The 20,725-nt window shown below is 55.3% G+C and carries 16 protein-coding genes and 1 riboswitch; of the genes, 2 read left to right on the top strand and 14 right to left on the bottom strand.

The window, feature by feature from the left end; all coding sequences use genetic code 11:
* Positions 1–1,114: 1,114 nt before the first annotated feature.
* Genes fabD through QZ170_RS07870 form a run of 3 tightly spaced genes read right to left on the bottom strand, consistent with a single transcriptional unit; the run spans position 1,115 to position 4,573 of the window.
* The gene (gene fabD, locus QZ170_RS07880; RefSeq protein WP_297179580.1) at positions 1,115–2,002 is read right to left on the bottom strand and encodes an ACP S-malonyltransferase; all 888 of its coding nucleotides are present in this window, start codon (positions 2,000–2,002) and stop codon (positions 1,115–1,117) included.
* 40 nt (positions 2,003–2,042) lie between these two features.
* On the bottom strand, positions 2,043–3,497 hold the full coding sequence (locus QZ170_RS07875; RefSeq protein ID WP_297179579.1) for an aminoacyl-histidine dipeptidase: 1,455 nt from the start codon (positions 3,495–3,497) through the stop codon (positions 2,043–2,045).
* A 35-nt stretch (positions 3,498–3,532) separates the two neighbouring features.
* Entirely contained in the window at positions 3,533–4,573 is a 1,041-nt protein-coding gene (locus tag QZ170_RS07870; RefSeq protein ID WP_297179577.1) for a lysylphosphatidylglycerol synthase transmembrane domain-containing protein, read from the bottom strand.
* 117 nt (positions 4,574–4,690) lie between these two features.
* Between QZ170_RS07870 and rsmA the strand changes: the two genes are divergently transcribed.
* Both rsmA and QZ170_RS07860 read left to right on the top strand, forming a co-directional pair.
* On the top strand, positions 4,691–5,476 hold the full coding sequence (gene rsmA / locus QZ170_RS07865) for a 16S rRNA (adenine(1518)-N(6)/adenine(1519)-N(6))-dimethyltransferase RsmA (RefSeq protein ID WP_297179576.1): 786 nt from the start codon (positions 4,691–4,693) through the stop codon (positions 5,474–5,476).
* 86 nt (positions 5,477–5,562) lie between these two features.
* Complete coding sequence (locus QZ170_RS07860; RefSeq protein WP_297179574.1) at positions 5,563–6,072, top strand: GNAT family N-acetyltransferase; 510 nt, start codon at positions 5,563–5,565, stop codon at positions 6,070–6,072.
* Between the two features lie 372 nt (positions 6,073–6,444).
* Here QZ170_RS07860 and QZ170_RS07855 read toward each other — a convergent pair whose 3' ends face one another.
* From QZ170_RS07855 to QZ170_RS07805, 11 genes are all read right to left on the bottom strand, one after another.
* The gene (locus tag QZ170_RS07855) at positions 6,445–8,988 is read right to left on the bottom strand and encodes a P-loop NTPase fold protein (RefSeq protein ID WP_297179572.1); all 2,544 of its coding nucleotides are present in this window, start codon (positions 8,986–8,988) and stop codon (positions 6,445–6,447) included.
* Positions 8,989–9,129: 141 nt separating this feature from the next.
* Complete coding sequence (locus tag QZ170_RS07850) at positions 9,130–9,897, bottom strand: methylated-DNA--[protein]-cysteine S-methyltransferase (protein WP_297179570.1); 768 nt, start codon at positions 9,895–9,897, stop codon at positions 9,130–9,132.
* On the bottom strand, positions 9,890–10,561 hold the full coding sequence (locus QZ170_RS07845; RefSeq protein WP_297179569.1) for a thiamine diphosphokinase: 672 nt from the start codon (positions 10,559–10,561) through the stop codon (positions 9,890–9,892). The genes QZ170_RS07850 and QZ170_RS07845 overlap by 8 nt, the downstream gene beginning before the upstream one ends.
* A gap of 16 nt (positions 10,562–10,577) precedes the next feature.
* On the bottom strand, positions 10,578–11,186 hold the full coding sequence (gene pnuC, locus QZ170_RS07840; RefSeq protein ID WP_297179567.1) for a nicotinamide riboside transporter PnuC: 609 nt from the start codon (positions 11,184–11,186) through the stop codon (positions 10,578–10,580).
* Positions 11,187–11,209: 23 nt separating this feature from the next.
* Positions 11,210–13,474, bottom strand: a complete 2,265-nt coding sequence (locus QZ170_RS07835; protein ID WP_297179565.1) for a TonB-dependent receptor — start codon at positions 13,472–13,474, stop codon at positions 11,210–11,212.
* 48 nt (positions 13,475–13,522) lie between these two features.
* Positions 13,523–13,651, bottom strand: a riboswitch (TPP riboswitch).
* Between the two features lie 215 nt (positions 13,652–13,866).
* Positions 13,867–15,006: an RluA family pseudouridine synthase gene (locus tag QZ170_RS07830; RefSeq protein ID WP_297179562.1), complete on the bottom strand. Its 1,140-nt coding sequence runs from the start codon at positions 15,004–15,006 to the stop codon at positions 13,867–13,869.
* Positions 15,007–15,010: 4 nt separating this feature from the next.
* Positions 15,011–15,691, bottom strand: coding sequence for a PASTA domain-containing protein (locus tag QZ170_RS07825; protein WP_297179560.1), 681 nt, complete (start codon positions 15,689–15,691; stop codon positions 15,011–15,013).
* A 15-nt stretch (positions 15,692–15,706) separates the two neighbouring features.
* Entirely contained in the window at positions 15,707–16,438 is a 732-nt protein-coding gene (locus tag QZ170_RS07820; RefSeq protein ID WP_297179557.1) for an ATP-binding cassette domain-containing protein, read from the bottom strand.
* A gap of 27 nt (positions 16,439–16,465) precedes the next feature.
* Positions 16,466–17,212, bottom strand: coding sequence for an ABC transporter permease (locus QZ170_RS07815; protein ID WP_297179554.1), 747 nt, complete (start codon positions 17,210–17,212; stop codon positions 16,466–16,468).
* Positions 17,213–17,322: 110 nt separating this feature from the next.
* Positions 17,323–17,952 (bottom strand): outer membrane lipoprotein carrier protein LolA, encoded by a 630-nt coding sequence (locus QZ170_RS07810; RefSeq protein ID WP_297179551.1) that lies wholly within the window; start codon positions 17,950–17,952, stop codon positions 17,323–17,325.
* A gap of 57 nt (positions 17,953–18,009) precedes the next feature.
* Positions 18,010–20,583 (bottom strand): DNA translocase FtsK 4TM domain-containing protein, encoded by a 2,574-nt coding sequence (locus QZ170_RS07805; RefSeq protein WP_297179548.1) that lies wholly within the window; start codon positions 20,581–20,583, stop codon positions 18,010–18,012.
* Positions 20,584–20,725 lie beyond the last annotated feature (142 nt).

Genomic DNA, 20,725 nt, shown 5'->3' with positions numbered 1-20,725 from the left:
TTATCCTCCTCCCCCTATAGCCCCATTATCCTCACCCTCACTCGTTATCCTTCTCCTTCTACATCTCCCACTATACTCTGGTAGCGTGCTAACCTTTCGCTCCTAGGCATGCCTTCCGTTTTCTCTCCTCTTTCTTTCCCTTCCGTTAATTGAGTGGGTACAGCTTCCCTCTGGGTGCCCTTTGCTGAGCTTGCGCCTTGCCTCTCCCTGCTCTTTCTGCCAGTGGTATTCCAGGGCGTCTTGTCTCGGGCTCTGTGACGGAGCTGATAAGATCGGTGAGTGAGCGGAGGGAGGCTAGCGACCTTGGGGAAGGGAGGCGAATATGAGCTCTTCAGGGCTTGTTTTTCTAGCGGGGTGATATCTCGTGCGGGGAAGTTGATCGTCGTGCCTCTATGGTGCTTATATCGCTTAGGAGGCTATCTGCAAAGGTCTCTGTACTAGGTAGGCCTAGGGGGAGCGGGCTATTTTGCTTGCTTATCTATAGGGAAGTCCTTATATTTGTATGTGAATGTCGTTTAACTTATTAATACTCATTGACGCAGTGAGGAGGTAGTCGCTCTATGCTCTTACGCTGTGTCACAAATCTGAGATAATCATGGTTTGGGGATATCACATACTTCGTTGCATCCTTGGCTTTCTCCTCGGTATGCTACTTTACCTGCTCTACGTGGGCGCGTTCCCTGAGGAGCCCTTGCACTTATGGGTCGGGGCTTTGGTCGGTGGAAGTGTCGTCGTGGGGTGTATCCTCTCAGTAGTCTTAGATCGCTACCTACGTTAGGCAGACGTATCCTATACTACTTTTTTACGCTCTTAGTGGGATGTTTCGCTCCCCTTTACACACGAGTGGACGAAGGCACTCCCGCCTCACTTAGACCTTGAGCCGATAGGGTTGCTCGGAGCCTCTCTGTAGGGGCATCGATCCAGGCTATCCTAGGTGTCCGATCTAGTCTTCGGCTCGTAGCTCTGCTCCCCCCTTTATATACGTACAGAGTATCTCTCTGACTAAAACCGACGAATGATTATATAGAACGAGGGCGTACCAAGGCTTCTTGGTACGCCCTCGTCATTTCTTTGAGACTCGGGGCTCGAGGTGGTGTCCTCGGGACGCTGAGGCTTATTGTCTTCCCTCGGTCTCTACCTCGGGGGCGATCTTCTTGACAAGCCCCTGAAGGACAGCACCTGGCCCTACTTCGACGAAGCGACTAGCACCGTCTGCGACCATTGCCTTCACGCTCTCTGTCCAGCGTACGGGAGCCGTGAGCTGTGCGATGAGGTTACGACGGATCGTGTCGATGTCTGTCGTGGGAGAGGCGGTGACGTTCTGGTAGATCGGGCAACGTGGAGCGTGGAACTCCGTGGCCTCGATCGCTGCCTCCAGCTCTACACGGGCTGGCTCCATCAGAGGAGAGTGGAAGGCACCGCCGACGTTGAGGCGAAGGGCACGCTTAGCTCCAGCCTCCTTGAGCAGTTCGCAAGCCTTGTCTACGCCCTCGATGCTCCCTGAGATGACGAGCTGACCTGGGCAGTTGAAGTTGGCAGCTACGACGACAGCTCCCTCGATGCTCTTGACGACCTCCTCGACCTTCTCATCGGGTAGACCGAGTACGGCAGCCATCGTGCCGGGGTTAGCTTCGCAAGCAGCCTGCATCGCCAGGGCACGCTTGGAGACGAGACGAAGCCCGTCCTCGAAGCTAAGGGCGCCTGAGGCTACGAGTGCTGAGAACTCCCCGAGCGAGTGCCCTGCTACCATGTCGGGCTGGAACTCCTCGCCGAGGCATACGGCACGGATTACCGAGTGTAGGAAGACGGCTGGCTGTGTGACCTTGGTCTGCTTGAGCTCCTCATCTGTCCCATCGAACATGATGTCCGTGATGCGGAAGCCGAGGATCTCATTGGCCTTGTCGAATAGCTCCTTGGCGACGGGATGGCTCGAGTAGAGCTCCTTGCCCATGCCTACGAACTGTGCCCCTTGTCCGGGGAATACATAAGCTGTTTTACTCATTTACTTCTCTGTTTGTTTGACTAGTTATGGGTTATGGTGATTATACTAATTCTAATGCTCTCTTGAGGATGCGCCAAGTGCGCTCTACCGAAGCGATGTGTACCTTCTCATCAGGTGAGTGTGGTGAGCGGATGTCGGGGCCGATGGAGATCATATCCATATGGGGCATGACTCCCTGGATGATACCGCACTCCAGTCCTGCGTGGATGACGGTGACCTCGGGGGTCTTGCCGAGCACCTCTTCGCAGGCTTTGCTCAGGGTCTTGAGGATGGGGGAGGAGGCATTGGGAGCCCAGCCGTTGTAGGCGCCGGAGAAGTCTACGTTGGCACCGGCTAGGTTCATGATGCTCTCGATCTCGGAGGCTACTTCCTCCTTCCTCGTCTCGGAGGAGCTACGTACGAAGAACTTCGCTGAGAACTTCCCGTCTCCGAAGGTCACACGAGCCATATTCGTCGAGGCTTCGACTATGCCTGCGAAGTCCGTGAGCATGCTCTGTACCCCATTGACGCAGCCCACGAGTGCGTTGATGATCGCATCCTGGATCTCCTCGGGGATGACCGTCTTGGGCATCTCGGTGCGCTCTAGGGTCAGGCTGATTGACTCCTCTACGCCCTTGTACTCCGTGCGTAGGGTATCTAGGAAGTCTGAGGCGAGCTCCCACAGCCCATCGGCATCTGCCTCGGGGAGGGTGACGACGGCAAAGCACTCACGTGGGATCGCATTGCGAGCCGAGCCCCCGTCGAAGGAGACAAGGCGAGCACCATAGTCGGCGATAGCATACTTCAGTAGTCGGGCGAGCTGCTTATTGGCATTAGCACGACCTAGGTGGATGTCCATCCCTGAGTGTCCGCCACGTAGCCCCGTCAGGGCGATGCGTACGGCGATGTCTCCCTCGGGGGCGGGCTCTTGGTCCTTGTACTCTAGGCTTACATTGACGTCTATCCCGCCAGCGCAGCCTACGAAGAGGAGTCCTTCCTCCTCACTGTCTAGGTTGATAAGGATATCGCCCTTGGAGAAGTCTGATTGTAGGCCATTGGCTCCTACCATACCGACCTCTTCGTCGATGGTGAAGAGGGCCTCTATGGGGCCATGCTTTAGGGTGTTGTCTGCTAGTACAGCCATAGCGTAGGCTGCTCCGATGCCGTTATCAGCGCCGAGGGTTGTGTCGCGGGCTGTTACCCACTCACCATCGATATAGGCATCTATGGGGTCACGAGTGAAGTCGTGCTGGATGTGGCTGTTCTTCTGGGGTACCATATCTAGGTGTGCCTGTAGGGTGACTACTGGGCGCCCCTCTAGCCCTGCTGTAGCGGGCTTGCGGATGAGCACGTTGCCCGTCGCATCTCGGTGTGTCTCCAGCCCTAGTCGCTTGCCCAGCTCGAGCACGTACTCCTGTACGGCTTGTGTATGGCCAGTGGGGCGGGGGATCTGGGTCAGGTCGTAGAAGAAGCTCCATACGGACTGTGGAGCGAGAGATTTGATTTCTGTTGCCATAGCTTCTGTTCGTTGCGAGGGTGAGTGAAATAGGTTTAGTTATCTGTAGTCTTGGGGCTAGGCTGGGGGCCTCGTACCCGCTTGTAGTGTCTATTGATGATGGGTAGGGCGATGATCGCCCCGAGCCCGATGAGTGTGATCCATAGAGTCTGTGCCGTATGGACGATGAAGGCAAAGTCCCTAGCGGGCTGCTCGGCCATACCGAAGGTCGTGAAGGTGATGATCACCGCGGCATGCCATGCCCCCATCCCGGCCTGTACCGGTACGATGACCGACATACTGCTCATGGCGAAGGCGATACACGCTACCGAGAAGGGGATATGCTCGGTCGCCTCAAAGGCAAAGAGCGCCAAGTAGAAGTAGAAGAAGTAGCCTACCCAGATCATCGCCGTGAGGAAGAGGAACTTCCCCCGCTGTGGCATGTGCTGGATGCTCACCATCCCCTCCCAGATATGGACGAAGAAGCGTGCTATCCTGCTCTCCCGACGGCATCTGAGTAGCCACACGAGGAGTGCCAGCGACCCCAGCCCAATGGCTATGAGTAGGAAGAACCATACCGACTGCACGAAGTCCATCAGCCCCAGCCACACCTCGGGGTGTGCTACTAGGTAGTCTCTGAAGAACTCCGTACTGCTCAGCACGATCGCCACGAGGATCATCGAGAGCATACACACGTCTACCAGACGATCCACGATGAGCGTGCCGAAGAGTCCTGCGAAGGGTAAATCCTCCCGACGCTCCATCTCTATGCACCGCCACACCTCGCCAGAGCGGGGGATACCCATATTGACTGTATAGGAGCCGAGGACACAGCAGATAGCGTTGATGCGTCTAGGAGGAGCACCATCGCTGACGATAGGCCGAACGAGGAGCTCCCAGCGAAGTCCTCGGCAGAGGTTGCTCATCAGCCCAAAGAGTAGGCTAAAGAGCAGGATAGGATAGTTAACCCCCGTACGAAGTGTCGTCATCAGCTCCTGCCAGTCCGTGTCTCGGTATAGGCCATAGAAGCCCAGCCCACCTAGCGATAGCGGGAGGACGATCCATAGGATCGACTTGAGTGTGGGGTTAATCTTCATATCTTCGTGGCTCCTCTGGGGTCGTCACTAGACCTCTCGGAGCTCTTCTGTGGAGGTACATCTAGCAAAAAGTACTACTTTCGTCTGAACAAATGTAATAAGTTTTATTGATTTCTCATGCAGCAAGTTAAAGCGAAGAAGGCTTTGGGCCAACATTTCCTCACCGATCTCTCCATCGCAGAGCGTATTGCGGACACGCTACGTCCCTATCAGGAGCTCCCTGTCCTGGAGATCGGTCCTGGGATGGGGGTGCTCACTCAGTTCCTCCTCGCTGGTGGGTATGATACGCGGGTCATCGAGCTTGATGCCGAGAGTGTAGCCTACCTTCACGAGCACTTCCCCCAGCTGGAGGGGCGCATTATACAGGGCGACTTCCTGCGTATACCCGTGGAGGAATATATGCCCGATGGGGCATTCAGCCTCATTGGGAATTACCCCTACAATATCTCTTCGCAGATCTTCTTCCGTCTACTGGACTATCGGGAGCGTATCCCGTGCTGTGCTGGGATGCTCCAGCGTGAGGTCGCCCGGCGTCTGGCCTCACCCCCGGGCAACAAGGACTACGGTATCCTCAGCGTCCTCCTGCAGGCATGGTATGATGTCGAGTATCTCTTCACTGTGGATGAGCACGTCTTCAATCCGCCCCCCAAGGTCAAGAGCGGTGTCATCCGTCTCGTGCGCAACGAGTGTACCGAGCTCGGTTGCTCTGAGTCGCTCTTCAAGCAAGTCGTCAAGACGGGCTTCAACCAGCGTCGCAAGACCCTGCGCAATTCCCTACGAGCCCTCTTTGGCTCCGACTATGATTACTCCGATCCGATCTTCGCCCAGCGTCCTGAGCAGCTCGGTGTAGAGGAGTTCATCTCCCTAACGCTCCGCCTAGAGGAGCTGCAGGCGAAGGCTTAGTGCGTACCCCTTCTTTCCTTCCAAAGCATAGGCTCACCAGCTACTCTAAGTAAGCCTTCTCCCTCTACCTCCCTCAGTTTTCCCCTATGGCGACAAGCAAACTGACGATCCGAAGGAGCACGCTCACCGATCTCCCTCGCCTGCTGGAGGTCACAGCACGTGCCCGAGCGTTCATGGCCGAGACGGGCAACCCTACGCAGTGGCGGGATGGTTATCCTACCGAGGCTGTCCTACGTGAGGACATCGCACTCGGTAGGGGCTACGTGTGTGAGACGAAAGAGGGACGTGTCGTGGGCTCGTTCAGCTTCGCTCTAGGTGAGGATCCCACCTATCGGGAGATCACGGGGGCTTGGCTCAGCGACGAACCCTATGGGACGATCCACCGCTTGGCCTCTAGTGGCGAAGTGAGGGGCATAGCACGCTTGGTCTTTGGCTGGTGCTTCGAGCAGATCCCCAATATCCGAGTCGATACGCATGCGGACAATCAGGTGATGCAGTCGCTCTTGACTCGTCTTGGCTTTGTCGTCTGTGGCACGATCATAGCGGGGGATGGCTATCCACGCATCGCCTATCAGCGCCTCTCCCGAGAGGGCTAGTGCGCTCTTACTTATATCGCTCCTACGCTCCTATAAAGAACGTCCTCGTCACCTTACATAGGTGACGAGGACGTTCTTTATAGGAGCGCACCAGCGCTCTCGGTAAGACCGTTTTGCCCCTCTCGGGGTGTTTGATACAGAGTGGGTTAGCTAGGGAGGGAAACGGCGATTTTCTGCTTGTGTGGACTAGGCGTAGAGGGATAGCCGGTACGTCCTTTGATCTATTTTGGGGCTCTGGGGGATAGGGAGCTAGTGCCCCAAGGCTAAGCCAAGCTGAGGTAAGGTGATAGATCGAGTATGGATGCTTTTAGCTTAGCTTGACCCCATATAGCCCTTTTGGCAAGAGGGCTAGTGTCGGAAGCCCAATAGGATTCAGTCTTGTCCCTCCTGAGCATGAGTGGTCTCTGAGCCAGGGAGGGAGGAGCCAACATCTTGCTCATCCTGAGAAAAACATTCTGACTCAAATCTGGTGATAAGACCATAATCGCTTCCAAAATACGAGTGATACGCCCAATCATAGCGCTCTTCACTGTGTCGATAGTATTCATCTTCCTCTTCGGGATCTGTGAAGTTATCAGGTTCAGCCTCTCTAAACATCCTCTCACAAGCATCTTTGTATTTAGAGAGAGGGGGCTTAGAATCTTGGTTACTACAATGTTCAATTACAGAATTAAATGCGAATTGAGTACATTTGCAATGCTCATCGTGAGATCCAGAATCAGTTAGTACACAGCAATTTTCAAACAATCTTCCTAGGTCACCCTTTTCGTCTAAGATGTCAAGTGTGGTTGAATCAGGATGCTTTTCCAAAAACTCTTCCATTGCTTTCACTAAAAGAGCTTGGATATCTTCATTGCTGATAATTAAAGGGTTCGAATACTCAATCTTCCAATCTTCCTCGTTAAACCACGAAGCCGTATATAAACGATTCAGCATTAGCGTTAATTCTATTAGTCTGCTACTATCACTCGAGACAACTTCTCTATTTAGCCAGTCTAAGGCTATTGATCGAGGTTCTGCTCGGGGAGATTTATACACTTGGGAGGCAAGTTCCGACCTCACACTCTGAGGCATCGACTCGTTTGCACTTACTCCCAACTCTAAGATTGCAGATAGATACCTTTTCAGTTCTTCTCCATGGAGCGTCTTGGTGGGTACACCTTTTAAATGGAAACAAATAGATGATATATTCTTAGTTTTAATCCATTCTCTTACGATGCTTTCAGGGCTATCATTTCCCTTAAGTAAATTATTCAGCTCGTTAATTGACAGTTTACCTTTAGGAATATTCAAAGCAAAGTATTTGTCATAATTCTCAATGAAGCATACACTCTGCCGTAGCGTCTTAATATTCTTACCGAAAACTCGGGTGAGGATTTGGGGTGTTTCTAGCTCCCAGAATTTTTCACCTGTATACTTATCTCTTTGGGTATCCACGGCTTCACCTATGATGCCCTCTCTAAGGATCCATCGCCTATCTTCTATATAGAGCAGCTTAAAAGGGTCATGAACTAAAACCTCGTAAACCTTGGGATCATATACTTGTAGAAGAATTAACCAAAACAGATCTACTCGCTTAATCTCTAGATTAAGTTCTTTTTTTATGTAGGTCGTGTTGAGCATATAGATTCTAGCAAATCTTTTAGCACGGCGATAAGTATTCAAGATTCTAAGGATTAGCTCTCTATCCTTATCATTATTAATGTGTTCAAATAGTAGGGATGCAAACTCTTTCAAATCAGTTTGAGCATCGATGTCTGAATGGAGGACGTCCCAGATAAGATCTTTCTCGACCATAGGCAGGCAAACCTCAACAGGAAAGATCTTCTCCAAATAAGCCAAAGCATTTCCTATGTTTTTCTGCTCTAGGACTTGTCTAACATACGCTTTATCGTATGCTACGACATATATCAGATTACTCAGATCTGCAGTGTTTCTTATCAACCTCAGCACTTCGAATACCTCTTCCCTCTCCAGACGATCTAGGTCATCGATAAAGACAATCACAGGCTTGAGGAGTTCGGCGAGTTGATCAGAAAGCTTTTTCTTCTTGACGTACAGACTATCTCCTTGTACGGCATGGATATTGAGGCTAAGCCCTAGAAAAGGTGTAAGTGAAATGCCATTCAATGCTCTAGCATAATTCTTGATTAATTTGGATATTCTATAGTTAGGGGACAATTGATGTCTGAGTGATGCAAAGAAATCTAGAGTCACTTGCTCTGGAGTACGGCACATCCAAGGATTGAAGATTACTATTTCTGCCCTGCCTTTCACGTGTGATTTTAATACCTCTAGAAATGTCGTCTTACCACTCCCCCAGCTCCCAGTTACTCCTAGAGCATACGAATGCTTTTGGGTGTTGGTTGCTATTAATTTATCGAGAATATGGGATGCATATTTCTTCAAGTTATCGGAGATCTGGCTATCATCAAAATCATCATTCGAAAAGCCCTTTGATGTATCTTTCTCGGTAGGTGCTTCCTTCTTAAAATGACGTCTGACTATTTGGATGGATGATAGTATGAGGAGGATTAATAGTAGGAAAGTAATAAATCCTCGGTAGGTAAAGCCAGCAATAATCTCTGCATATGCTACTGATCCTCCTTCCCAATAAACAAGGAAAATAAGAGCAGCAACAGCAATAGTAAACCATCTAATGTCTTTACCTATCCTAGTCCATTGAGTGCTATAAAGTATCCAACAAATGAGGCCAATTAGGCAAATGGGAATATTTACCCAAGAACGGCCGTCTAAGAATAGATATAGCTGCTTCATCCATTGGCAATTCCCGGGCTTCGTATACCACAAGTACCACTCTGGGGCTACTCCAATCCAAATAGCTAGGATGTATCCGACAAAGAATACAAAGCATAATAGTCCAAAGGTTCGATTTCCTTCGCCTAAGAGTCTCATACTTCTGATTTAATTATTATACATAGACTTCGACCAAAGGTAGTGAATTTAGGCCTTCGTAAACGCAGAGATGGGAGATGGAGGGACATTGATCCCTTGGGGGGATTGGTAAGGTAGTGGCTGGGGCGACAGAGGCTTGGGCTACGCTGGGCGAAGCTCCGAGAGTAGGAGGAGCGCCTTCAGCGCATGACCCCAATAGTAGCCCCCTAGGGTGTTGCTCGTGGGAAGCACTCGGTGGCAGGGAACGAAGGGAGCAAGGGGATTATCCCCGACAGCCGTCCCTACGGCTCGTGTAGCCTTGGGTCGGTCGATATAGTCCGCCAGCGTATGATAGTGCACACAGCTCCCCCGTGGGATGAGGGTAAGCGACTCCCATACACTGCGCTGGAAGGGTGTCCCCAGCAGATGTAGGGGCGGTAGCTCGGGGTAAGGGTCGGTGCTGTATAGGGAGCGTAGCGCTCCTTCGTGCCAAGGGTGGTGTGCCCGACATAGCTCCAGTGGACGTAGTTCCCTGCGTACACGCTCCAGCGTCCCTGCTGGATCGCCGTAGGTGAAGGGGCTCATACACAGCCCCCGCTCACTGCAGACGAGTAGGAGCTCGCCGTACGGGCTGTCGTAGTAGTCGTATAGGAGGATGAGCTCCTCTGCTTCGCTTCGCTCCGAATGGATAAGCTCTAGCCTAGGGCGAGAGCTGAGGGGAGCGATGAGTGAGGCGAGGTGCTCGGGGGTGAGTAGAGGCAGGAGCTGGGAGGCTGGTTGGCCTAGTGCTCTTACGAAGGCTTGGTCTAGCTCCTCGGCTTGGCATCCAAGGGCTGTGGCGATCTGTGCAGAGCTAGGCTGTACCTTTCCCCGAGGGTTGAGTAGCTGGAGGGCATCTAGGACGAGTCGCCTAGCCTGAGCGTCACACATTGGCTAGGTAGATGAGGATGGGGGAGTGGGTCTCCACTCGGATGGTCTCCTCCTCGGCACAGTTCATAGAGCCACACCAGAGCTGGGGGAGGACGTCTCCTCGTAGTGGCCAGCGTACACCAGAGAGGGAGATGGGAGTCTGAGAGAAGTTGAAGATAGAGACCTGCTGGCCTATCGTTACCTCGACCTCAGAGGGCTCCGAGAGGAGGATGAAGTAGCCTTCGTCAGTGAGCATGATGAGCTCCTCGGTGAGTGTGGCATAGGTGGGTAGGAGGGCGAGGTTGGCCAAGAGGTGATCCTCACGTCCTCCGCTTGCTCCGAGGAGGGTGATGGCACGTGCCCCTCGGGTGTTATGTAGGAAGTGCATGGTCTTCGTCAGGTCGTTGGTCTCCTGATCGGGGAAGCGGTGTACACGATCCCCGAGGAGAGCTCTGAGGGCAGGGGACACGGAGTCTAGGTCACCGACGACAGCATCGGGTAGGAGACTGGTATAGCGGCGAAGCTTATTCACCGCTCCATCACAGCAGGTCAGGGTGTAGCCCTCTTGGCCTAGGCTCCAGCGGTCGAGCAGGGCAAGTGGCGTAGGGGCTGTGGGAAAGGCGCCATTGGCTAGGACGAGGTCTCGGGGGAGAGTCTCTTTGGTGTACAGTGGGTAGTGTTTCATGCGTTTTTCTCTATCCTTATTGTTCCGTCTTGGCTTGTCTCTTCATGAGTCGAGACCACTTGTGGTAGCCAAAGAAGGCGGTGACAAAGTTCACGACATAGACGAAGGTCGAGAGGTAGTCCTCGGCATTGAGGAGCGAGATGACCCCCGCAGCGTTGGCGATGATCCAGCAGATCCAGTGCTGGCGCCATCCACGTGCCATCCAGACCATCCCCACGATGGAGGATAGGGTGAGTAGGGCATCGGCCCAGGGGATTCTCCACTCAGGTAGATAGCCCGAGAGCCAGATCAGGGCTCCGTAGGCTACGGGCATACCGAGAAGTGTATAGCCCAGTGTTCGACGGGGTATGTCGGTGATAGGAGCTTCCTGCTCTCCCTCCTTGCGCCCACGGCGTAGCCAAGCGATCCATCCCCATATACTCGTGATGAGATAGTAGATGTTGATGGCTAGCATCCCGTAGAGATGAGCTCGCCAAGCGATCGGTATCCAGAGCAGGGGGAGGATAATGCCCACGGGCCAGAGCCAGATACTCGCCCGGTACTCGAGGTAGAGCCAGAGTAGGGAGACGAAGACTGTGATGACCTCTAGGCGATGAGCGGCTAGGTAGGAGAGCAGGAATTCCATAGTGTAAAGATAGAGGAAATCTGTTAGAGTGAGATCGTTGTCCCCATCAGGAAGTGGATGCCAGCCTGTGGGTAGAGCTTCACTTCGCTGTAGTCGGGGCCTGTCTGTGCCTTGGCGTAGTCATTGACATAGCCGTTGCTGGCGTACTTTGCATTCAGTAGGTTATTGACCTGCAGGTACAGAGACCAGTGGTGCAGGAAGCTAACGGGTAGGGTGTAGCCTAGACGTAGGCTGGAGACCTGATAGGAGGGTAGGGAGTGAGCCTCTAGCCCGAGGTTGTCTAGGTACTGCTTGCTGACAAACTGATGGGTGAAGGCAGCCTCGAAGCCTCGGTAGGTGTAGCTCAGCGTATGGGTCATCGTGAGCGCAGGAGAGAAGGCGATAGGGGTCTCACGCAGTGTCTGGCTATAGAGGGGGGCTAGGTAGTTGAAGTCCGTAGCGTTGTCGATCATCGCAGCGTAGTAGGTGTAGTCCTTGATACGGCTACGGCTGAGTGCTAGGGCTGCATCCCAGCGGAGGGAGGGGATGATGAGCCATGAGGCACTTAGCTCGATGCCTGTGCGGTAGCTACGCTTGACATTCTCCTTGAGGAGCTCGCCGACGTCGGTGAGCTTACCATTGGCTACGAGCTGGTCATGATAGTCCATGTAGTAGAGGTTGAGCCCGACAGAGAAGCGTTCGGAGCGGAAGGTATAGCCTAGCTCGTAGTCGGTGAGTCGCTCGGGACGAGGGTAGTCCTTGGCGGTGACATCGGTATAGGCCTTGCGCGAAGGCTCACGATGAGCCACGGCTACTGAGCCATAGAGGGCATGCTGGGGAGCAATCTGCCAGAAGATCCCTGCCTTGGGGTTGAGGAAGCTGAAGGTCTTCTTCAGGTCAATCTGCTGCAGGCTCTGGAGTACCTCATTGTAGCCATCATAGCTACCCTGTATGCGGTAGTCGATGTAGCGATACTGGAGGTCTGCGAAGAGGTTCAGCCCTCGGGTGAGCTCATAGGTCGCCTTAGCGAAGCCCGAGAGGTCGGTCTTGTGCGCATCCCCATCGTAGTATCTGTCGTTAGGCTCTACTTGGTAGGGGATAGGGGTGATCGGGGTACGCTCGCCATAGTGGTAGCCATGGTAGTGGTTGCCCGAGAGACCGATGGTGTACTCGAGTCGCTCGCCCTTGTAGTCGAGGGTCGCGATACCGCCCGAGAAGACGTTGTCGAGGTACTTACGACGTAGTAGGGAGATCTTCTTGACTTTCTTGCCCGAGGAGTCGGTGAAGTTGGGTAGCCCGAACTTGACGAGCTTGCGCCCCGTACGATACTCATCGGTGAAGCCATAGCCCTGAGTGTGGTGGGCGGTGAGGTTCAGATAGAGAGCAGAGGCGAGGCGCTGTGTGAGCTGAGCCTGATAGTGGTTCTGCTCATAGTTGTCGGTATTGTAGCGGTAGCGAGCCTCGGCCTTGGTGCTACCGGGGTTCATGTGTCCAGCGGAGTTGTAGGTGCGTCCGTACTTGGTCTCCTCCTTGCTGGTGATGCCATTCCAAGCAATACCCGTGCGCTGCTTCCCCCCGAAGGCGAGGAGCTTCACGATGGTCTCGTCTGCGAAGTAGCCCCCCTGCAGGAAGTAGGAAGTACCCTCGGTGCCACTACGATCGACATAGCCGTCGGTCGTGGTCTTGCCTAGGCGAGCCTCTACAGCCCAGTGTCCACCGATACGACCTGTGGAGGCATGGACCTCACGGCGTAGTGTACCGAAGGACCCCCCGAGGAGGGAGACCGAGGCACGTGGATCGAGGAGGAAGTTGTCCGTGCGGAGGTTGAGGCTAGCCCCGAAGGCCGCAGCACCATTGGAGGAGGTGCCGACCCCACGCTGGAGCTGGGCATCCTCTACGCTGGAGGAGAAGCCAGGCATGTTGGCCCAGAAGACACCTTGGCTCTCGGAGTCGTTGAGAGGCACCCCATTGGTCATCACGTTGATCCCCGTAGCATCTACCCCACGTACACGCAGGTAGGTGTATCCGATCCCTATGCCAGCATCGCTGGTAGAGACGACGGAGGGAGACTGAATGAGGAGGTAGGGGAGGTCAAGGCCTAGAGAGACCTTCTGTAGCTTGGCCTTAGAGATGTTGGTGAAGGTCATCGGGGTCTTGGCCGATGCACGTGTAGCAGTCACTTGTACACCCTCTAGGTAGTGTGTGCGTAGGCTATCCTGCTCTGTGTGGGTGGCCGTAGCCGCGAGGCTAGGTAGAGGAGCACCTAGTGAGATAGCCACTAGGGGAAGGAGGGATTTTCTCTTCATCATACAATTACTTATAAATGATACGTAACGTAGAGCTGAAGGGAAAGGGAGTGTGTAATGATTGACAATTCCTACGCCAGCATTGACTGGATCAGGTCTTGAGGGTCTCATCTCAGCCGAAGGTCTTGCCGTCCCTCCTATGCGGAGAGGAGCGAGGCCTTGGCACCCCTTTGTCCTTAGTTCTTTTTCGGGTGCAAAGGTAGTGAAGGCTAAGAATAAAAACAAAGTTGCCCCAATGGAGCGCCCTCTCGTTCTATCGGTTTTGGATACTTAAAGAGGTATAAATAATGCTGTGAGGACGGACGGGTACTGCAGGGCATTCACTGCCGAGGACTGGCGGGAGAGGGGCTCTTGATCCACTTGGAAGGGGAGTATACGGGATCGATCAAACTTGATTATTCGTCGGATACCTGTGCTGCGTAGGTGCGCCAACGATCCAGTAGGGTGGAGAGGTCCGACGGGAGCTCACTATCGAAGAGGAGCTCCTCGCCTGTCTCGGGGTGGACAAAGCCTAGGGTCTTGGCATGGAGTGCCTGGCGGGGGCAGAGCGAGAGACAGTTGTGGACAAACTGCTTGTAGCGGGAGAATTGGTTTCCCCACAGGATCTTGTCCCCGCCGTAGCGTGTATCAGCGAAGAGTGGGTGCCCGATGTGCTTCATGTGGGCACGTATCTGGTGTGTACGCCCCGTCTCTAGCCTACACTCTACCCAGCTGACGTAGGCCAGCTCCTCGAGCACCTCATAGTGGGTCACTGCGTGCTTGCCCCGCTCACTGCCCTCGGGGTAGACGGCCATCTGTAGGCGGTCTCGCTCGTCTCGTCCAATATTTCCCACGATCGTCCCCTTGGGCTCGGTGAAGCGTCCCCAGACGAGAGCCCGATAGGAGCGGTGGGTGGTCTTGTCGAAGAATTGTCGAGCTAGATGCGTCTTGGTCTCAGGACGCTTGGCTACGACGAGTAGACCACTGGTGTCCTTGTCGATGCGGTGCACGAGCCCGACACGGGGATCGGCGGGGTCGTAGTGTGGATCATCCTTGAGGTAGTAGGCTAGGGCATTGACGAGCGTGCCGGAGTAGTTGCCGTGCCCGGGATGGACGACTAGCCCAGCAGGCTTGTTGACTACGAGAAGGTAGGGGTCTTCGTAGACTATATCTAGCGGGATATCCTCGGGGATGATCTCGAGGGTATGCTTCGGGCGGCGAAGCTGGAGAGTAACGACATCAAGTGGCTTAATGCGGTAGTTGGCCTTGACCGCTACACCATTGACGAAGACATAGCCACCCTCCAGAGCCTGCTGGATGCGGCTACGGGAGGAGCCCGTCATGCGCGAGGCGAGGAACTTGTCCACTCTCAGTAGGGCCTGCCCCTTGTCCGCTACGACCCGATAGTGCTCGTAGAGGGGCGAGCTATCGGCATGTTGTATGTAGGATACGGCTTCCTCGGGGGAGAGAAGCTCTACTTCGTCCCCATCCTCGCTGGATAGGAAGGCCTCCTCCTCGTCCCAGTCCTCGTTCTCGTCGAATAGTCTTGGCTTCATCGGCCTACCACCAGTCGTTGCTCACGCTACTATCTCGCTTCTGCTCCGTAGGGGTAGGGCGCACGAAGGAGCTATCCATACTGCCCTCACGACCATAGCCCTCTATGAGGCGGTCGATACCGAGGGTATCGGCTATCTGCCCCGAGACGAGCAGGAAGAGTCGGGTATCGATAGGGAGCTGTGAGCCCGCCTCGACGCTTCGCCCGTCGGCTGTCTGTAGGCCTACTACTGAGCCGATATAGCCCCCGGGGACGACCCGCTGCTCTACGGACTCGAAGCCCAGTCCTCGCAGAAGGGCTAGGATCTGTCGGGCAGACTGATCCTTGTAGTTCGGTATGGTCTGCTTGCGGGGGGAGAAGCCATTGATGGAGATGAAGAGGATACGCCCGGCCTTGACGTGGCTCCCTGGGGCAGGGACGATGTCGCGTATCGTGCCCGGGACAGCTGTCTTGGAGTAGGTGGAGTCGTTGATCTCGTAGTCTAGGTCGGCCTGTCTCAGCAGGACACGAGCCTCCTCTAGGCTCTTACCCCTGAGGTCTGGGACGACGATGCTCTCCCCGTGCTGGGTATATAGGTCGAGACCGAAGATGAGTAGGGCGATGAAGCCGATGGAGATGAGGACCATGAGCATCAGGTGAAAGAGCCATGAGTCTCTGTCGAGGAGTTTCTTCTTTAGGTTGGTCATTGTCGTCTATTGTGCTTAGAGGCGTCCAGCGTTGATGAAGTGCATGACCCCCTCGGGGACATCGGGGCGGGTGAGGTCGGCGCTAGAGCCTTCCCATTCCTTGAGCCCGTTGTGGATGTAGATGATCTTGTCCCCGATGGAGTGGACCGAGTTCATGTCATGGGTATTGACGATGGTAGTGATGTTGTACTCCTTGGTGATCTCGTAGATGAGCTGGTCGATCACGGTGGAGGTCTTGGGGTCGAGCCCAGAGTTGGGTTCGTCGCAGAAGAGATACTTGGGGTTGAGTGCTATAGCACGGGCGATAGCGGTGCGCTTCATCATCCCCCCACTTATCTCGGCGGGGTACTTGTGGGCAGCGTCGGCCAGACCTACTCGCTCTAGTAGCTCTAGGGCTCGGTGGTAGGACTTGTCGTAGCTCTGGTGGGAGAACATCTCCATAGGGAAGAGGACATTCTCGATAACAGTCATGCTGTCGAAGAGTGCCGAGCCCTGGAAAAGCATCCCCATCTCCCGGCGTAGGCGAAGGAGCTCGGGCTTGGCCATCCCGACGATATTGCGTCCGTCGAAGAGGATCTCCCCTCGGTCGGGCTGGATGAGACCGATCATGCACTTGACGAAGACGGACTTCCCTGCACCACTTCGTCCGATGATGAGGTTGGTCTTTCCCTCCTCGAAGGTCGCATCGATCCCCTTGATGACCTCCTTGTCAGCGAAGGCTTTATAGAGTGACTTTACTTGTATCATGTGATAGTGTCTGCCTGAGGGAGGGAGTTAGGTGAGCATGAGGTTCGTCAGGACGAGGTCAAAGAAGAGGATGAGCACACTGCTATTGACCACGGCCTTCGTGCTGGAGGAGCCGACCTGTAGCGCACCACCCTTCACACAGTATCCATAGTACGAGGCTACCGATGAGATGATGAAGGCATAGACGAGGGACTTGACGACCGAGTGCGCTACATACGAAGGGGTGAAGTAGAGCTGTAGGCCATAGACATAGTCCTGGTGGGAGAGGCTCTGAGCGAAGTCGCAGGCTACGTAGCCCCCGTAGATCCCAGTGGCCATCGAGAAGATCGATAGGATGGGAATGAAGCTCATGAAGCCGACGATCTTCGGCAGGATCAGGAAGTTGGCTGAGTTTACCCCCATGATCTCCATCGCATCTATCTGCTCCGTCACACGCATCGTCCCCAGTTCGGAGGCAATGCTTGAGCCGACCTTACCCGAGAGGATCAGGCACATCACCGTCGAGGAGAACTCTAGGATCATGATCTCACGAGAGGAGTAGCCGATGGTGAAGCGAGGTATGAGGGGGTTCGTCATATTGATCGATAGCTGGATCGTGATGACGGCACCGATGAAGAAGGAGATGATGAAGACGATCCACATCGATCCCATCCCTAGGCTGTAGGCCTCGCGGAGGACAGAGCGGTGGAACATACGCCAGCGCATCGGCAGCGTGAAGACGCGGCCCATGAGCTGGGTGTACTCACCTATGCTGGCTAAGAACTTGGATTGCATCTATTGTATACCTCGCTAGGAGGCTCTGGGGCTAGTGGGGGTGAATGGATGGTACAGTAGGGCTCTACCAGACCCGATGAGGGTCATAGGAGAGGCTGGGGACTCGTCGGCTAGCGAAGATCTACGACCTCACAGCCCGGATAGCTCTTGGCACTCAGGACGAAGAACGACTTGGGTAGGGCCTCTCTACTCTTGATCTCGGGGACGAGGGCCGTCAGCACGCTCCCATCCCGTGCTAGGAAGGTGAGTTGGCTCGGTAGGGAGCTCTTGAGGTTAAAGGTAGCCTCCATCATGATGATGTTGCTCTTCTGCTGGGGGACGAAGCGTATCCGCTGCTGGGTCGTCGTGGATGAGAGCAGTAGGGTGGAGAAGCCTCGGGCACGGGAGCGGAGGAAGTGTAGGGGGTTGATCTGCAGGATCTCGTCCGCCGTAGGGCGGGAGATCGTGAGCGTATGCTCGGCTCGGTCATAGTAGGTGAGGATCCCCTGAGAGTAGACGGCCGTGACCGTGCCATACTCTAGTCTGAAGGCCTCCCCCTGTAGGTACATCTTACCTGCGCTGGCGCCGAGATCCCGGCCAGCCTTGTCCCGCATCGTCGTGGAGAAGTCTACGACGGTGGCACCTGACTGGTAGAGTGCCCCCTCGGCTCGCTCTAGGAGCTGGGGGATATTTCCCTTAGTCTGTGCGCTGCTGGAGAGGAAGCCCAGCAGTAGGGAAAGCACCAAAGCTATATGTCTCATAATAATATCCAAAGATAAGTGTAATAATCGTTACGTGCCCCCGGGGAGACTCCCCGACTAGAGTCGCTCGAGGAGCTCCTCTAGGCTCGCCTGGTCCTTGATGAAGACCTCGCGGGGCTTACTGCCATCCTGTGGGCCGACAATACCTGCACCCTCGAGCTGGTCCATCAGTCGTCCTGCTCGGTTGTAGCCGATATTGAACTTGCGCTGGATGTTGGAGGTCGATCCTACCTGAGTCTGTACGACCATGCGGGCGACCTCGTCGAAGAGGCTATCCTTCTCGTTGGGGTTGAAGGTCTTCGCCCCTCCATCCTCCCCCTCGGGGATGTATTCGGGTAGGATGAGAGCACTCCCTGTGCTCTCCTGATGGGCTATGTGGGAGACGATCGCCTCCGTCTCGGGGGAGTCCATGAAGGCACACTGTACACGCACCATCTCCTTGCCCTGATAGAAGAGCATATCCCCACGCCCGATGAGCTGGTTGGCTCCGGGGGAGTCTAGTACGGTGCGTGAGTCTACCATGGAGAAGACCTTGAAGGCAATGCGGGCGGGGAAGTTCGCCTTGATGAGCCCCGTGATCACGTCCGTCGAGGGGCGCTGGGTAGCGATGACCATGTGGATACCTGCGGCACGTGCCTTCTGTGCTAGACGGGCGATAGGCTGCTCCACCTCCTTGCCTACGGTCATCATGAGGTCGGCGAACTCGTCCACGATCAGTACGATGTAGGGCAGGAGCTCGTGCCCGTCGATGCGACGGAGCTCCCCGGAGCGTACCTGCTCGTTGTACTCCTTGATGTTGCGCACCGCACGCCCCGCATTCTGGAGTAGGTGGTAGCGGTTGTCCATCTCCACGCAGAGGGAGTTGAGGGTAGCGACGACACGCTTCATGTCGGTGATGATCGCCTTGTCGGCGTCGGGGAGCTTAGCTAGGAAGTGCTTCTCGATCTCCTCGTAGATGGAGAACTCCAGCATCTTGGGGTCCACCATGACGAACTTCAGTTCCTCGGGACGCTTGCTGTAGAGCAGGGAGGTAATCAGTGCGTTGAGTCCGACGCTCTTCCCCTGCCCAGTCGCCCCTGCGATCAGCAGGTGAGGCATCTTGGCTAGGTCGAAGACGAAGGGTTCGTTCGTAATCGTCTTCCCGATCCCGATCGGGAGTTCCATCCGCTCGAGCTGCTCCCGATACTTCTTGGAGGCGAGTATGCTACGCATGGAGACGGTCTGGGGCGAGGAATTGGGCACCTCTATCCCGATCGTCCCCTGCCCTGGCATCGGGGCGATGATACGCACGCCTTCGCTCTTGAGGCTCATGGCTATATCGTCCTCCATGGTCTTGATACGAGAGACCTTGATCCCAGAGTCGGGGATGACCTCGTAGAGGGTGACGGTGGGGCCTACGGTAGCCTTGGAGGGCGTGACACGCATCTTGAAGCTAGCCAGAGTGTCGATGATCTTCTGCTTGTTGCGCTCGATCTCCTGCATATCTATCTGCGTAGCGCCCTGCTCATAGTCTCGGAGGAGGTCTGTCGTGGGCTTCTGGTAGTGTGCCAGTAGCACCCCAGGAGCGAGCGGGGTGATCGGCTCGGGCCGATCCTCTACGAGCTGGTCAGCGGGGGCTAGCTCCACGACCATACCTGGCTCACCCTCCTTGTCTGAGGGGAGGTGGATCGAGGCCTGAGGGCTCGGGATGTGGTGGGGGGGGCTCATCTGCCTCTCCCCGATGCTATGCTCCCGATCGGGCTCTAGGGGCTGTGGGGTGGGTTCGTACTCCTCCTCGTCCTCATCGCTCTCTCGCTCTCCTGCTTCCTCGCCCTCGTCGTCCGTGAGGGGGGGCTCAGGAGTGTCCTCGGGCTGCGAGCTACGCCCCCGGGAGAAGAGCTGCATGATACGTCCCCAGAGGCCTGTGGCCTGGAGGTGGGGTAGGGGTACCGATGAGGTACGTACCCCGATGAGGGCTCGGTCACTACAGAGGACGGAGAAGATCAGTAGGCTGAAGAGGAGCACCACGAGGAGCCCCGCCATCCGGATGTTGCTATATATATAGGTATAGAGCTGTAGCCCCTGCTCCCCGCCCCAGAGGAGGAAGCTGTCGGAGGGGAAGAAGGCCTGTAGGGTAGCGGCCGCCGTAGCCGTCCAGAGGCAGAGGAAGCCAAAGAAGAGGAAGCGCGAGACGTAGCGGATCGGGTGTGCCTCGGGGGCCTTCACCAGATGGTAGGCTAGGTAGAGGGCATAGGCAAAGAGGAAGATAATCCCCCACCCGAAGAGCCTATTGAAGAGGTAGTCGGCGATCCGTGCCCCGGGGCGTCCGAAGATGTTGAAGGCGCTCTGCTCCTCCTCGGGGAGGGCCTCGCCCTCGGCGATCGGAGCGATGAGGCTCTGATCCTGCCCGTCAGAGAAGAGGAAGGTCAGGACGGAGAATAGGGCTATGATGAGGAAGGCCGAGAGGGCGAGCCCTACGACCGTAGCGATGCGCCTATTCTGATAGTTCGCCCGCAGCAGAGAGAATAGTCTCCCCACCCCTCGGGTAAACCAAGTGAAGATAGCTCCCCCACTCTGGGAGCCGGATCCTGTGCCCCTGCGCCCCCGTGTCGTGCTTCCACGTCCTGATGTTTGCTTTGTCGTCTTGCTCATTGATCTTTGCCTTGCGCCGTAGTGCTGTCCGCTAATACCTTGTTAGAATACAAAATTACAGAAAGAAGAGCATTCGTAGAAATACGCTAAAGCCAATCCCCCGCTCCCTCTACTCCCCGTCCTGCTCCACCCCGTGCCTCCC

Origin of the sequence: uncultured Porphyromonas sp., assembly GCF_905372525.1 — a bacterium.
Classification (GTDB): Bacteria; Bacteroidota; Bacteroidia; order Bacteroidales; family Porphyromonadaceae; genus Porphyromonas.
This window is presented reverse-complemented; position numbering and strand designations above follow the sequence as displayed.